Genomic DNA, 14,945 nt, shown 5'->3' with positions numbered 1-14,945 from the left:
ACCGGGCGTTGGGGCAAAGCGGCCGCTCGCAAACAGTTTCGCGAACGACAGCTTTCGGCAAAAGCTGTCTTGCGCTGCAAGCACCAACAGCATATTGGCGGGACGTTCATGCCGTATCCCGGCATGGGCAATGATCGCGCCGGTGCCCCGAAAGGGGCTTAATAGGGAACGCGGTGCGGATGGCGAAATCCATCCCAATCCGAGGCTGTCCCTGCAACTGTAAGCGGTGAGCGCGATGCACATGTGCGGATGGGATTGTCCCGAACCGCCAGCCACTGGGCCGGACGCTAATTCCTGCGAGGCCTGGGAAGGCCGTGCATCAAGTTATGACCCGCGAGCCAGGAGACCTGCCGGCGCTAGGTCGCTCTTGCTTTGGTCCAGGGGATGGTCAAGGCACGGTACTTCTCCGTCTGAGCGACGAACCTAAGCGGCTGGGGCCGTGAGGGTCTGCGTCTGCGGGCGACATGCGCCCGGCCGCCGTCGCAGGCCGACCGTTCGTGCGCCTGGTTGACCGTTTCAGGTCAGCCCTGACGATATGTGCCGGTTTGCCCCCGCCGTCCAAGCTCAGGCGCGGGGGGAACGAACATGAAGTCGATCCAATATCTGTCTCTGCTGGCTCTGACGGCGACGCCGGCTTTCGCACAATCCAATCCCAGCCAACCCACCAGGAATGAAGATGGCGACACCATCGTCGTGACCGGAAGCCGCTCCGGTGAGGCGGTGCCGGTCAAGCAGATCGGCGCCTCCATAACGGTGCTGGACGCAGAAGCGCTCGAAACGCGCCAGACGCGGATCATCTCCGATATCCTGCGCGACGTGCCTGGCGTGGCGGTCAACCGCACCGGCGCGATCGGCGGCCTGACCCAGATCCGCGTGCGTGGTTCGGAGGGCAATCACGTCCTGGTCCTGATCGACGGAATCAAGGCCTCCGATCCTTATTATGGCGAATATGATTTCGGTACGCTGATCGCCGATCCAGAGGCCAAGGTCGAAGTGCTGCGCGGCCAGCAGTCCTCCCTCTATGGGTCGGACGCGATCGGCGGCGTGATCCAATATATCACCCTGACCGGCGCGGAAGCGCCCGGCTTCTCGGCCCGGGCCGAGGGCGGCTCTTTCGGCACGTTCACTGGCGGGCTCCGCGCGGCTGGCGTTACCGGCGACCTCGATTATGCCGTCTCCGGCTCCTATTACCACACCAAAGGAACGCCGACCGCACGCTATGGCACCCGCGACGTGGGATCGGACAGCGCAGGCCTGTCCGCCAAGCTGATCTGGTCGCCGGCGGACAACTTCAAGGTCACCGGCGTCGCACGCTACAGCTACACTGACGCCGATACCAACGATAGCGAGAATGATCCGGGCAGCCCGCTGTTTGGCTACACTGTCGACAGTCCCGGCGTCCATTTCAAGAACAAGGCTTTCTACGGCCTCATTCGCGCCGAGTTGACCGCTCTCGACGGTCGTTGGACCAACGCCGTGACCGCGCAAATGGCGGACACGACCCGCAAGGGCTACACCGCTGCCGGCTTCGACTATGGCGACAAGGGGCAGCGTTACAAGGGCAGCTTCGAATCCAGCCTTCGCTTCGGCACGGACGGCATCATTCATCGCCTGACCGCCGCCGTGGATGTCGAGCGTGAGCAGTTCCAGAATACAACGCCCTCTGCCTTCCAGGGCAAGCGCCATACCGACAATGTCGGCCTGGTCGGGCAGTATGAGCTTCTGGTCAACGACGCGCTGTCGCTGGGGGCCTCGATTCGCCGCGACGAGAATGACCGCTTCGACGATGTCACGACATGGCGGGCGCAGGGCAGCTACAGCTTTGCGACCGGCACACGTATTCGCGGTGCTTATGGTACGGGCGTCAAGAATCCGGGCTATAATGAATTGTTTGGCTATTCGGACGGCCGCTATATCGGCAACCCGAACCTGAAGCCGGAAAAATCCGAGGGTTGGGAAGCCGGGATCGAACAGAGCTTCGGCGGCAACCTTGCCACCATCGGCGCGACCTATTTCGATAGCAGGCTGAAAGACGAAATCTACATCACCTATCCCGCGCCGACCTATGTGGCCACACCGTCCAACCGCACGACCCTGTCGAAGCAACGCGGCGTCGAAGTCTTCGTGAGCGCCCGGCCGATCCAGCAGATCAGATTGGACGCTGCCTACACCTATTTGAAGGCGCGGGAAAACGGCACTGAGGAAGTGCGGCGTCCCAAGCATGTCGCAAGCTTCAACGCGACGGTGTTCAGCAAGGACGAGCGTTTTTCCGGCACGATCACCCTGCGGTACAATGGCCGCCAGAGCGATGTCGCCTATACCGATCCCAGCTACATCCCGGTTCGCGTGTCGCTGAAGGAATATGTGCTGGTGAACCTCAATGCCGAGTACAAGATCACTCCGGCTATCGCTCTTTTCGGGCGCGTGGAGAATCTGGCGAACGAGGATTATGAGGAGGTGTTCAGCTTCGCCACGCCCGGCCGCGCCGGCTATGGCGGCGTGCGCGTCCGCTTCTGATGCGTCTCGCCGCCCTTCTGGCGGGACTGGTCCTAACCGCGCTGCCGATGCCCGTCGGCAGCGCGGACGTGCCGCATTTGCCGAAGAGGCCGATGCGGGTCATGTCGATGAACCAGTGCGCCGATCAGCTTGTCCTGGCCTTGCTGCCTCCCGAGCGGATTGCATCCGTGACCTGGCTGTCGCGCGATCCTGATGGATCGCTGATGGCCCGCGAAGCGATGCGGGTGGGCATCAACCATGGCCTGTCCGAGGAGGTCGTCCGGCAAAAGCCGGACCTGGTGGTCGCGGGCAGCTTCACCACGGCGGCAACCCGCGCGCTGCTCAGGCGCATGGGTTATCCCATGATCGAGGTCGATCATGCGGAGAGCTTCGAGGACATAAGGCGGATCACCCGGCAGGTCGCCCAGGCCGTTGGAGAGGAAGCGAAGGGCGAAGCGCTGATCGCCCGGATGGACCGGCAACTCGCCGATCTTGCCCGCAATGCCGGTCCGCGTCTGCGCGTCGCCGCCTGGGACGGCGCAGGCTTCAACGCCAGCGAGGGATCGCTCTACAACGCCGTCCTAGAGGCGGCGGGCGCGGACAATGTCGCCAATCGGCCGCCTGCGACAAGCTATGGCCGGCCAGATGTAGAGGTGCTGCTGGCGACCGCACCGACGCTGCTGGTAAAGGGCGCGGGGCTTGGCCGCAAGCCGGGCCTGCGCGACAATGTCGAGCGGCATCCGCTGGTTCGCCGCTATTGGGACGGGGCGCGCACGCTGACGATTCGGCAGGCCACCTATCAATGCGGCACGCCGATGGTCGGCGACGCCGCCATTGCCCTGCGCGCCGAACTGCGTGCCGCCGCCGCACGGGTGAAGACCCCGTTGCCTTTCGCGCCGGCGAGGGACCTGTGAACCGCTGGCTCGTGCCCGTCTTGACGCTGCTGCTGGCCGGCGCGGCCCTGCTCTCCATCCTGGCTGGAACGGTGTGGCTGACGCCTGGGCAGACCTGGGACGCGCTGCTTTCAACGGCGTCCGATTTGCCGGGGCTCATTGTCCGGGAAATCCGCCTGCCGCGCATCATCCTCGGCACGTTGATCGGAGCGAGCCTGGGCCTGTCGGGCGCGACGCTCCAGGGCCTGCTGCGCAATCCGTTGGCCGAGCCGGGGCTGCTGGGCGTGACCTCTGGCGCCTCGCTCGGCGCAGTCGTCGCCATCTATTTCGGCTTCGCCTCCAGTTTTGGGCTGGCAACTCCGCTGTTCGCGCTGACCGGGGCGTTCGTCACGGCGGGGATCGCGCTGTTGCTTGCCCGGAGCGGCGGCACGCTGGCGCTGATCCTCACCGGCGTCGCGATCAGCAGCATCACCATGGCGCTGGTCATGCTGGCGCTCAATCTCGCGCCCAACCCCTATGCCGCCTATGAGATCATGACCTGGCTGATGGGGTCGCTCAGTGACCGGAGCTGGGACCATGTCATGCTCGCTCTACCGTTCGTGCTGCCCGGACTTGTCATACTGCTGCTCACCGCGCGGGCGCTTGATGCGCTGACCTTGGGCGAAGTGCAGGCCGAAAGCCTGGGCGTGCCGGTGACGCGCATCCGCCTGATGGCGCTTGCGGGCACGGCGCTCAGCGTCGGGGCGGCGACGTCAATCGCCGGGTCGATCGGTTTCGTGGGCTTGATGGCCCCGCATCTGGTCCGCCCGCTGGTAGGTCATCAGCCGGGCCGGGTGTTGTTGCCGGCGATGCTGGCTGGCGCACTGCTCGTCACTCTCGCCGATGTCGCGACGCGCACGCTGGTCTTCGGTGGCGCGCCGCTCAATATCGGCGTGTTCACAAGCCTGATCGGCACGCCTTTCTTCCTGTGGCTGATCCTGCATGTGCGGAGGCGGACGGCATGAGCGACTTGATCCTCGATCATATCGTTGTGCGGCGCGGCGGCCGGGCCATCCTTGACGACCTGTCGCTGCGCTTCCCCGCCGGGCGGTTAACCGCCGTCGTTGGCCCCAATGGCGCGGGCAAGAGCACGATGCTGGACGTCGCGGCAGGTCTGCTCGCGCCCGATGCCGGCGCAGTGCGGCTAGGCGAAACGCCTTTGCCAGCGATCGGCCGCAAGGTACTGGCGCGGCGCCGAGCCTATCTGCCACAGCGGGCTGGCGTCGAATGGCCCGTCAACGTAGAGCGGGTCGTGGCGCTCGGCCTCACGCCCAGCCTTCCGGCCTTTGGGGCGTTGCCAGATGCTCTACTCCCCGCAGTTGAGGATGCGCTTGCCGCCTGCGATCTGCTTGCCCTGCGTCATCGGTCGGCCACGGCCTTGTCGGGTGGCGAACTCGCGCGGGCAATGCTGGCCCGGGCGATCGTCGGCGATCCCGAACTGCTGATCGTGGATGAGCCAATCGCTGGCCTCGATCCGCGCCACGCGATCGACGCCATGCGCCGGTTGCGGACGCGGGCGGATGCGGGGCGGACAGTGATCCTCGCCATCCATGACCTCGATCTGGCGCTCAACCATGCCGATGGCATCGTCGCGATCCGGGAGGGTCGCCTACTGGCTGAAGGTCCAGTCTTAGACGTGGTGACGGAAGACCTTCTCTGCGCGCTCTACGATGTGCGCGTCCGAATTCTGCGCGACGCCGATGGTGTCGCTGTCCGCTTCCTTGATGACCGGAGACCCGGATGAGCCTGCCGCAAGATCCGTTCGACCTTATCGCCGCCTTTCTCGATGATCCCGCCCATGGCTGGAGTATTGGCAGCTTCGGGGCGATCGGCGAGTTTATCCGCGACCCGGAAGAACAGGTGGAAATGACCCGCGCGCCGGATCGGTTGGAAGCCTGTACCGCGCGCGGCGCAATCCGTATCGAACGTGGCGCGGCGCTCACCCCGATCGCCTGGGATAGTCTTTCGCCGGACGGGGAAAGCTGGGGCCACTCGCTGGCCTTCTGCGTGCCGCGCGAAACGAGCGGGCCGCGCGTCATTGGCGACATGGGAATCGACGAAGAGGCCATCCGCGCCACAGACCGGGGCGATCGCCTGTTCGACCTTGGCGTTGGATCAGGCGTCGTTACCATGTGTCTTCGCACGAAGGATGCAGGACTGATCGCCGCCATGGAGGCTGCGCAGGGTCAGTCCGTGCTCGGCAACGGCGCGGTCATGGGGCAAGTGTTGCGCGCGCAGCCCCATCGGGTGCAGCTGTCACCGGCCGGCAGGGTCGAGGTGTTCCAGCCGATCCCACCGCCGGACGGCAAATCGCCCGATGGGCCGCATACCCATCTGCTTCCCAAGCTGATCGCCAAGGATCGCGGTCACAGCGCGAACGTGCCTATCCCTGAGGGCTGGCAATCGGCGCTGAACGTCCATCCCGCCTCGCCATGGCGCACCTCTCTTGGTGAGCGCAAGCCGTTCGATGCGGCCCTCGACCGCGCGTTTGCTCCATATCTGGAGCAGTTTGGGCTGGATGACGACCATCGTACCGCGCGCATGGTCCATGCGGCAATCGAGGCCAATGCCGCGCCCGAATTCGCCGACTGGCCCGCCAGTCGGCGCGGGCGCATAAAGGCACGCATCGAACTGCGCCGTCGCGCTGTTCAGGGCGATCGGCGCGTGGTGCCATGGCGTGTCCTGTACGACCGGGCGGAGGCAGAGCTCGAAGGAGAGGAAGATGCCTGAGGTCTCCCCAATCCAACATGGCCGATCATCCTTCCTCATCAGGCCCAAAGCGTTCTTCAGATGGCCATTCTTGCCATTGGAGAACGGTCATGGAGATGCCTGAAGCAGAGCCCACCACCACCAAGCGTCAAGTCTGAGCCGTCACCATGCGAACCGCCCGCTCACGAACCTCCGGTGCAAACTTGTTCGTCGTCCTGCTCATTGGCCCTTCCTCTCAGGAGTTGAGGCCTCCGGCAATGCCGCGGCGGTTCAATCCGGCAACCACAGAGATTTTCAAAGCCAGTTCAGTTTCTCTTTAAACCGCTTGCCACGATGGCATCTACATCGTGCATTACGCCATTCACCATCACCTTCTTCACCTTGAAAGTGTTGGCAATATCCTCGCGCGGATCGCCATCGACCAGCACGATATCCGCCAGTTTTCCTGGCTCCAGCGTGCCCGCGTCAAGGTTCAGGTCCTTTGCCGAATTGACGGTCGCGGTCTGTAGCGCCTGGAATGGCGTCAGACCGGCATCGACATAGGAGGAAATCTCCGCATGGAGATTGTTCGCAATCATCGTGTCCGTGCCCGCTGTCACCAAGGTGCCGGCGTCATACATCTTCTTCAAGCTCTTATATTGGCCTTCGAGAAAGGGCCGCAGCATGCTCGCCATCGGATCGGCTCCGGTAATCGTCTCCCGCGCCCAGGCTGGATACAGGTTTAAGCGTGGATCATCCCTGTAGCCGGGATGCTTTGCCAGATAGGGCGTCATCGCTCCGAAATGGGTCGGCGTCAGTGTCCGGCCGCTGCGACCGAATAGCTGAATGACATCCTCATATGCCATCCCCTGCGGCCCCTGTTTGGGCGAATAGCCGCGCCGGCTGGTCGCGCCCATATGCTCGGTGCCGTCAACGCCCGAATATGCGGCTGGAAAGATCTCATGCCCGCTTACCGGTATGCCCATCTCGTGCGCGGCGCGCACGATCTGACGCTGGTAGAGGTCGGGCATGCGCACGTAGCTCTTGATCATGTCATATTTGAGCGCGCGCATGCGAACGAACTCGCGCTCCAGATGGGCGGGACCGGAGACGGCCACGCCCATCTTATAATAGACGCGCTGCCATTCGAGCAGCGGCCCCGCCACATAAAGCCGGGGTGAGAGGCGAACGCCAGATTCCGCCGCCTCGCGATCCTCTATCGCATCATAGATTTGTGTGCCCGGATCGCGAACCGTGGTAATGCCATAGGCGAGCCAGGCCCGTTCCAGATTGGAACCGAAATCCTTCTGCGCATGGGAATGATGTTCGATAAGGCCCGGAATGGCGGTCAGGCCGGTGCCGTCGACAAAATGATCTGCCTGATGGAGTGCGGGATCATGGTCGCGGATTTCGGCGATCCGATGCCCGTCGACAATGATGTCCTTGTCATGCTGGGTCACGTCATGGACGGAATCCACCAGATTGCTGACATGGATGACGGTGCGCCCTGTTGGATTGGCAATGCGATAAGTCAGGTCGACGGGAATATCCGTGATCGCGCCGGTTTCGATATTGAGCGACTTCAGCTTGTCGGCCGACTGGAACAGGATCGTCTTGTTATCGCCAGCCCAACTCGGGAAATAGGAGATGTCCGACGTATAGGAACGCGGCGGCCCCAGCGGCTTGCCGTCAGCGGCAACGGGCCAGATTTTTAGCAGTCCCTCATAGATGGCGGCCATCTTCGTCCCATCGGGCGACCAAGCAGGACCACCCCCTGCGCGAGTGTCCATCGACATATGCGGTTCGGGCAAATGCCAGAAGGGTTTGCTTACACCATCGGTCGGCACCATGTAGATCTGGTTGGTGCCCTCCCGGAAGCTGTTGGAATATTTGTAGGATAGCGGGATGGCGACATATTTTCCGTCCGGCGACCAACTGGGGCTGCCGGGCTGGCCCAGCGAACCCTGGAGGCGGGTGATCTTGCCGGTCGCGACATCGACGACGCAGACGCCAGCCACGCCCCAGCGGCCGTCGACATCGATATAGGCGATCCGCGTGCCGTCACGCGACCAGGCAGCACCCAACGGCTGTGTGTCGATGTCGGTCAGCCTGCGGTCCTTGCCGGTCTTCATATCACGTATCCACAGTTGCGGCAGGCCGCCGCCCTTGTCGGAGGTGTAGACCAGGCTCCGGCCATCGGGCGACCAGGCCGGGTCGGTATCGAGTGCTCCGTCCCTGGTCAGATTTTCCGGCACGCCGCCCTTGGAAGACATGACATAGAGATCGCCGAGCGCTGCAAAGGCGATGCGGCTCCCGTCCGGCGAGATAACCGGGTGGACGATGCCCAGCGCCTTGCGCGGCGCAGTCGAATCCCAGTCCCGCTTGGCGCGGGTATAGTTGGGTTTCACCACCTCAAGAGTGGCCGCGAAATTAACCGTCGACAGGCTCGCGCCCTTGCGGCTGCGGATCTTGCCATCGGACACGTAATAATAGCCGGCCTTTCCCCAGGAAACGCGGAAGGGGAAAACATTTTCGTTGTCGCTGACCGGCTTGCCGTCGACTTCCAGACGGCTGCCCTTCTCATCCTGCACGACATAGGCCAGTTCGCCGCCGGGGCCGAAGGATGGCGCGTCGATCTTGCCGGTCACCTGCTTCAGCAGACTTTCCTGCCCATCGGCCAAAGTAGTGGCGTAGAGTGCCGTCTGGCTTCCCTCCGCACCGGAATAGGCGATGCGCGCGCCGTCAGGCGACCAGCTTGGCATGCGATCCTCGCGTGCGTTGCTGCTGATCTGCTTCATCGCGCCGCTGTCGATGTCAATCGTCCAGATATCATAATTACCGCTGCGATCGGACGAAAAGGCAATCTTCCGGCCATCGGGCGACCAGGCTGGCTCGCGATCGTCATAAGCGCCCTCGGTCAGCTTGCGCATGTCGCTGCCGTCCGGCTTGATCGTCCAGAGATCATAATTGCCGTCGCGGTAGGAAAAATAGGCAAGGCGGGAACCGTCCGGCGACCAGACCGGCTGGCGCGCGTCGTTGAAATAGTCGGTGATGCGCTTCGCCTTGCCGCCGCTGCTGGCAATGATCCAGAGGCTGCCCTGCAAATCGACGGCCAGCCATTTGCCATCGGGCGATACAGATACGGCCATGGATGTGCCTTCATGCACGTCGAAGGCGATCGGGGTTTCACCGCCCGGCGGCGGCGGATTGACCGGCTGGGCAAGAGCATGCGCGGCGCCGGTCGACAGCAAAGCCAGCGACAGAAGCTTGAAAGCAGATTTCATCGGCTCGATCCCCTTACCAACCAAATATATAGCGTTCGCGGCGCACGTCGGCGCCGCCGCGCAACGTGCCGCTGCCCGGCACAACGCCGGCTGCGACGATGCCGGTCGACACGGCAAACGGCCCCAGCACGTCGAGCTTGTGTCCGCGGGCGGCGAGGTCATCGCGCACCGGCTGCGGCACACGATCCTCGATCTCCAGCACGCCCGGTTCGTCCTTCTTGATGCCGAAGGAGCCATGGAAATGATTGGAATTGATGCGCGGCGCCTCGATCGCGGCCTGTAGCGGCTGGTCAAAGGCCAGTACACGCAGCAGCACATTCATGATCTGCTGGTCCTGATTGTCGCCGCCTGGCGTCCCGATTGCCAGATAGGGCTTGCCATCCTTGAGCACCAAGGAAGGCGACAGGGTCGTGCGCGGCCGTTTGCCCGGCACCAGAACATTGGGGCTGGCGGGATCGAGATCGAACACAGTCAGGCGATTGCTCATCGGCACGCCGGTGTCGCCCGCGATATAGGCGCCGCCCAGCATCCAACCGGAACTGGGTGTGCAGGAAAAGAGGTTGCCGTCCTTGTCGACGACCTCGATCGCCGTCGTATCGGCGGTGGGCCTGGGCGGCGCTTTGAGCATATGGGGCGTGAATTGCGCCGTGGTCCGCGCCTTCCCTTCAAACGCCCAGGGGTCGCCGAAACGATGTTCCAGCGAGGCGCGCGGGCCGATCTGCTTTGCCCGCTCCGCGGCATAATCTTTTGACAACAGGCCCTTGGCCGGGACTGTCGCGAAATCGGGATCGCCAAAATACATGTTGCGATCGTCAAAGGCGAGCTTGATCGCCTCGGTCACGACATGCAGATAGGGTGCCGAGCCGGGTTCCATCATCGCGATCCCGGCCGCCTCGGCGATGTTGAGCGCCATCAGCATAGCCGGGCCTTGGCTCCAGAAACCTGCCTTGCAGACCTGATAGCCAAAGACGCTCGTCATCGCCGGCGTTTCGACCTTGCCCTTGTACCTGGCGAGATCCTCATAGCGCATCAGGCCGCCGTCACGCTCCATCGCTGCACCGATCCGGCGGGCGATGTCCCCCTTGTAAAAGGCGTCGCGCCCGGCCTGGATCGCGGCTTTGCGGTCCTTGGTCTTCCTGAACGCCGCCGCATCCGCATCGGCGATGATCCGCATCGTGCGGGCGAGATTGGGCTGGCGGAAAATCTCTCCCGTTCTGGGCAACCGGCCACCAGGATAATAGGCGTCATAGGCGTCCTTATATCTGGATGTCGCCTTTTGCTGGCTGACGAACACTTCGGCCAGGAAGTTATACATGACGAAGCCGTCGGCCAGTTCGATCGCGGGCTGCATCACTTCATGCAATCCCATCGTGCCGTTAAGTTGAAGCGCGAGCGCCATCGCATCGACCATGGCGGGCACTGTCCCGCCATTGGGGCCATTGCCAGGAATGACACCGGCGCCGGAGAACTTGTCTGGCGTGGCCAGTGCTGGCGCGACACCTTGGCCGCTGATCAGCGACACCTTCTTCGCATTACTATCATATATGATGGTTGGCGCTTCGCCACCAAAGCCGAAATGCGATATTTCTGTTACGGCCGCCGCAAACACCGCCGCGACACCAGCATCCGTCGCATTGCCGCCAGCCATCAGGATGCGCGTCCCGGCCGCCACGGCATAATGGCGCCCTGCCGCCACAATGCCGAACTGGCCGACGATTTCCGGCCGTAGCGTTTCACCAGAGCTAACCAGCCTCGTTGGCTCGATGGCCGCCTTGCCTGATGTTGGTGGCGCATTGCCCGCTTGCGCCAAAGCGGGCGCCGCACCCGCGACAAATGCTGCGCCAGCCACTGCCGACGTCGCGAACTCACGACGGGTGACCCCCTGATTTCCACTATCGCTCATCAATGAATCCCTTGTATTCGGCTGTGCGGTACGGCCCGAGGGAAGGCATTGTCCGACCAATATGCGCAACGACGATTCGCGCCGAATTTCCCGCTATTGCTGGGAAGCTGGAATTTATTTCAAAGATATTCCGAAACAGATGGCGGAAATTTTACGCTCATCAGTTTCAGCACCATGAACGCGCACAATTGTGGGTGTTGTGCCTGAAAGAGCCTTGCCGTCGTGAGGGCGACGGCAACAACGACTTCCCACGCCAGGGATGATGCCGGAATTCGAGTTTTTCGGAAGGGCCTGCAAATGCACCGTCTGAACGATCATCAATAAGAACAGACCGCCGCATATTCCGTGCGGCACTGTCATTTGCCGAGGCCCTCCATCTCTGAACCGGAAAGGCACTTTAGCCTAACGGCGCGAAGCCAAGCTTCATCACAGGGGAACGATAATGACGAGAGAAAGAGGAAAGAGGCCTTTTGCCTTAGCGGGTGCAAGTCTTTGGGCGCTGACAGCCAGCATGGCCCAGGCCCAGCCTGCGACCGACGCCGCCCCGCCTGCCAGTGAACCGGCCGCTGCGGAAATTGTCGTCATCGGTTCCCAGATCAAGGGTGCGAACACAGGAGGCGCGCTGCCGGTCAGCCTCGTCGGCGAGGATCAGATCGAAGCCGTTGCTGCTGTTTCCGGCGCCGATCTCTATCGTTCCATACCGCAGTTGGGCGGCGTCACCTTTAACGAACAGGTGCTGGGCGGCGGCAACGCGAACGCGGCGCGCGGCGACGTATCCACCGTTTCGCTGCGTGGCCTTGGCCAGGGCAATACGCTGCTGCTGATCAACGGCCGCCGCACCGTGCTGCACCCGACGTCGCAGGCGATCACGGGCGTCGTCGATTCCGGCGTGCCGACCTTTGGCTATAATGCCAACACAATTCCCGTGGGCAATATCGAGCGCGTCGAAGTGCTGCGCGATGGCGCCGCCGCTCTCTACGGCTCGGACGCCGTTGCTGGCGTCGTCAACAATGTGCTCCAGTCCGATTACAAGGGCGCCAAGTTCGACGTACAATATGGCGGCGCGGAAGGCACCAATCTGCGGGAATTTGCTGCTAATGGACTGGTCGGCTTCGACTTCAACGAAGGCCGGGGCAATATCTCGATCTTCGGCGGCTATGCGCAAAAGTCGAAGCTCTATCTTCGCGACCAGGATTATACCGCCAGCGTCGACCGCCGCGGCTATGTCGCAGGGACATCCTTTGCCGATGTGGCGGCCTGGAATGGCACCAGCACCAGCACGCCCTGGGGAACATTCCGCGTGATCCGTCCCGGCGGCGGCGCGAATTTCCTTAATCGGACAATCACCAGCAACGGCACCGCCTTCACCAACAGCTCCGGCCAGTTTCATATCCAGCCTGATACAAACCCCGGGTGCCGTATCGCGTCGGGGACGCCAAACACCTGCTATGATGATGGTAATGGCGCAACGGAAATGTCGGGCGCAGACTCCAACCTGCGTTTCAATTCACCGGCGACCTTTGACGATCTCACGGCCCAGCCGTCGGTCAAGCGCATCAACATCTTCTCCTATCTGAATTACGAATTGTCGGACTTCCTCTCCTTCTTCGGCGAAGTGGGTTTCTATCGCGGCAAGACCAGTTCGACGATTGGCGCGCCGGGCTCGCTCGCTAATATTCCGATCACGGTCGCCGCCAATGCCTATTGGAACCCTCTTGGTCCGGTCGGGTCACCCAATCGACTGCCGGGGCTCGATCTTTCAGAGGTGCCTGCCGAAGGCCTGCCAGTCCAGATTACCTCCCACAGCTATGTCGATGTGGGATCGCGCAAGGTCGAGGTGACCAATTACCAATATCGCTTTCTGGGTGGCCTGCGCGGCAATATCGGCAACTTCGACTGGGAATCCGCAGGCCTCTACACTTGGGCTACGGCCGCAGATAAACAGGAAAATTTCTCCAACACATTGTTGCAGCAGGCGATCAACAGGACCACGCCCGACGCCTATAACCCGTTCAACGGCGGCTGTGTCGACACGCCGTCGATCGGCGATTGTACCCCCAACAGCCAGGCGACGATCGACAGCTTCATGATTGAGGCGACCCGCAAGACCCGCACATCGCTGGCCTTGTGGGACTTCAAGGTGTCGAACGCCAATCTTCTGGGACTATGGGCCGGCAACAGCATCGGTATCGCGGCGGGCATCGAGTGGCGCCGCGAAACCTATCGTGATGATCGGTCGACCTATCAGGGCGGCATCGCCGGGGTCGATACGACCTATACCGATGCGGTCACAGGCGTCTTCTATGGTTCCGATCTTGGCGGCGCGAGTCCAAGTCCCGATGTCCGCGGCAAGCGTAACGTGAAATCGGCCTATGCCGAACTGGCTATTCCAATCTTCAGCCCGGAAATGGAAGTTCCCTTCTTCCGCAGCCTGGATTTCCAGGTTGCTGGCCGTTACGAGGATTATAGCGACGTCGGTTCAGTGGCGAAGCCCAAGGTCGCGGGATCATGGGAATTACTGGAAGGCATGATGCTGCGCGGCTCCTGGTCACAGGGTTTCCGCGCGCCCAATCTGGAGGTCATCAACACATCGACGCTCGATCGCGTGAATGGCGGGTTCGACTATGTGCTGTGCGAGGCGGATGCCCGGTCCGGCCGCGCGAGCAATTTCTCCAGCGCGGTCTGCAACGTGTCCGTCCTGCGCCGCAGCGGTGGCAATCCCGAGCTGAAGCCGGAGGAATCGACCAGCTGGAGCTTCGGCGCGGTGCTATCGCCGAAGCTGGGCGAGGGCCTGGGCAAGGTCACCTTCACGGTCGACCGCTGGAAAATCCAGCAGAAGAATGTCGTGGGGCTGCTCGATTATCAGAATGCGCTCAATCTGGACTATCTGATGCGTACGCAAGGCAGCAGCAATCCCAACGTCATCCGCCGCGATCCGACGGCGGACGATATTGCGCGTGTAGCCGGAACCGGCCTCGCGCCGGTAGGTGAATTGCTCTACGTCATTGCCAACTTCCAGAATCTGTTGCCGGTTACCGTTCAAGGCATCGATTTCAATCTTGATTATTTCCTGCCCACAACAACAGTCGGCAACTTCTCCCTCAATGTGAACGCATCACGCCTGATCAGCTATTATGTGGACGCCCCTGCGGGTGTGCAGCAGGTGATCGACGGACAGGCGGCCGGACAGGTCAATGCCGGGGTGCCGATTCAGGGCGGCGGTGACGTGATCGGCCGTGATGGCCAGCCGCGCTGGCGCATCTCAGCCACCTTTGACTGGTCGCTCGGACCGTGGAAGATCGGCGCTTTCACCCAGTATATCCACAGCGTCTATGAAAATGCGGTGCGCGACGCTGCCGCCAACCCCTGGACGGTGAAGGGCCAGACCACGGTCAATCTCTACGGTCAATATACGTTCAAGAATGACGGCCCGCTCAACGGCACGACCATTCAGATTGGTGCGCGAAACATCTTTGACAAGGACCCGCCGCTTTCGTCTGGTGGCTATCTGTCAAACCTCTACCAGCCACAGGCGCGCTACTGGTACACCAGCCTTAAGAAGGTTTTTTAAAGGCTGAAAGGGGCGGGCGCGGCGCGGGAGGGTCGTGCCCGTTTCTCCTTACATTTTTCTGGAGCAGATCG

General features: G+C 62.3%; 9 protein-coding genes and 1 riboswitch. Of the genes, 6 read left to right on the top strand and 3 right to left on the bottom strand.

The window, feature by feature from the left end; genetic code table 11:
• The first annotated feature begins 123 nt into the window (after nt 1–123).
• A riboswitch (cobalamin riboswitch) is annotated at nt 124–370 on the top strand.
• A 215-nt stretch (nt 371–585) separates the two neighbouring features.
• Genes ET21_RS0111625 through ET21_RS0111605 form a run of 5 tightly spaced genes read left to right on the top strand, consistent with a single transcriptional unit; the run spans nt 586 to nt 6,158 of the window.
• Complete coding sequence (locus ET21_RS0111625) at nt 586–2,517, top strand: TonB-dependent siderophore receptor (protein WP_030539831.1); 1,932 nt, start codon at nt 586–588, stop codon at nt 2,515–2,517.
• On the top strand, nt 2,517–3,410 hold the full coding sequence (locus ET21_RS25815) for an ABC transporter substrate-binding protein (RefSeq protein ID WP_051768130.1): 894 nt from the start codon (nt 2,517–2,519) through the stop codon (nt 3,408–3,410). Before ET21_RS0111625 ends, ET21_RS25815 begins: the two co-directional genes overlap by 1 nt.
• On the top strand, nt 3,407–4,393 hold the full coding sequence (locus ET21_RS0111615; RefSeq protein WP_037470766.1) for an iron ABC transporter permease: 987 nt from the start codon (nt 3,407–3,409) through the stop codon (nt 4,391–4,393). Before ET21_RS25815 ends, ET21_RS0111615 begins: the two co-directional genes overlap by 4 nt.
• A complete protein-coding gene (locus ET21_RS0111610) occupies nt 4,390–5,172 on the top strand; it encodes an ABC transporter ATP-binding protein (RefSeq protein ID WP_030539828.1) in 783 nt (260 codons plus the stop codon). Before ET21_RS0111615 ends, ET21_RS0111610 begins: the two co-directional genes overlap by 4 nt.
• Nucleotides 5,169–6,158, top strand: a complete 990-nt coding sequence (locus ET21_RS0111605; protein ID WP_030539827.1) for a hypothetical protein — start codon at nt 5,169–5,171, stop codon at nt 6,156–6,158. The genes ET21_RS0111610 and ET21_RS0111605 overlap by 4 nt, the downstream gene beginning before the upstream one ends.
• 284 nt (nt 6,159–6,442) lie before the next feature.
• On the opposite strand, the gene ET21_RS0111600 is transcribed toward ET21_RS0111605, so the two are convergent.
• The 3 genes from ET21_RS0111600 to ET21_RS27685 form a co-directional block, all read right to left on the bottom strand.
• Nucleotides 6,443–9,400 (bottom strand): LpqB family beta-propeller domain-containing protein, encoded by a 2,958-nt coding sequence (locus ET21_RS0111600; protein ID WP_030539826.1) that lies wholly within the window; start codon nt 9,398–9,400, stop codon nt 6,443–6,445.
• 13 nt (nt 9,401–9,413) lie between these two features.
• Nucleotides 9,414–11,303 carry a gamma-glutamyltransferase family protein gene (locus ET21_RS0111595; RefSeq protein WP_030539825.1) on the bottom strand — a complete coding sequence of 630 codons (1,890 nt, stop codon included), beginning with the start codon at nt 11,301–11,303 and terminating at the stop codon, nt 9,414–9,416.
• Between the two features lie 114 nt (nt 11,304–11,417).
• Nucleotides 11,418–11,663, bottom strand: coding sequence for a hypothetical protein (locus ET21_RS27685; RefSeq protein WP_156029131.1), 246 nt, complete (start codon nt 11,661–11,663; stop codon nt 11,418–11,420).
• Between the two features lie 151 nt (nt 11,664–11,814).
• Here ET21_RS27685 and ET21_RS0111590 point away from each other — a divergent pair, with 151 nt between their 5' ends.
• Nucleotides 11,815–14,874: a TonB-dependent receptor gene (locus ET21_RS0111590; protein WP_051585493.1), complete on the top strand. Its 3,060-nt coding sequence runs from the start codon at nt 11,815–11,817 to the stop codon at nt 14,872–14,874.
• Nucleotides 14,875–14,945 lie beyond the last annotated feature (71 nt).

The sequence above is a fragment of the Sphingobium sp. DC-2 genome, assembly GCF_000722555.1.
Lineage (GTDB): Bacteria > Pseudomonadota > Alphaproteobacteria > Sphingomonadales > Sphingomonadaceae > Sphingobium > Sphingobium quisquiliarum.
This window is presented reverse-complemented; position numbering and strand designations above follow the sequence as displayed.

What these genes read in the sequence shown, in the direction of transcription:
- ET21_RS0111595 (WP_030539825.1), bottom strand. Translation starts at nt 11,303, where the DNA reads ATGAGCGATAGTGGAAATCAGGGGGTCACCCGTCGTGAGTTCGCGACG.
- ET21_RS0111590 (WP_051585493.1), top strand. Translation starts at nt 11,815, where the DNA reads ATGGCCCAGGCCCAGCCTGCGACCGACGCCGCCCCGCCTGCCAGTGAA.
- ET21_RS0111625 (WP_030539831.1), top strand. Translation starts at nt 586, where the DNA reads ATGAAGTCGATCCAATATCTGTCTCTGCTGGCTCTGACGGCGACGCCG.
- ET21_RS27685 (WP_156029131.1), bottom strand. Translation starts at nt 11,663, where the DNA reads ATGACAGTGCCGCACGGAATATGCGGCGGTCTGTTCTTATTGATGATC.
- ET21_RS0111605 (WP_030539827.1), top strand. Translation starts at nt 5,169, where the DNA reads ATGAGCCTGCCGCAAGATCCGTTCGACCTTATCGCCGCCTTTCTCGAT.
- ET21_RS0111610 (WP_030539828.1), top strand. Translation starts at nt 4,390, where the DNA reads ATGAGCGACTTGATCCTCGATCATATCGTTGTGCGGCGCGGCGGCCGG.
- ET21_RS25815 (WP_051768130.1), top strand. Translation starts at nt 2,517, where the DNA reads ATGCGTCTCGCCGCCCTTCTGGCGGGACTGGTCCTAACCGCGCTGCCG.
- ET21_RS0111600 (WP_030539826.1), bottom strand. Translation starts at nt 9,400, where the DNA reads ATGAAATCTGCTTTCAAGCTTCTGTCGCTGGCTTTGCTGTCGACCGGC.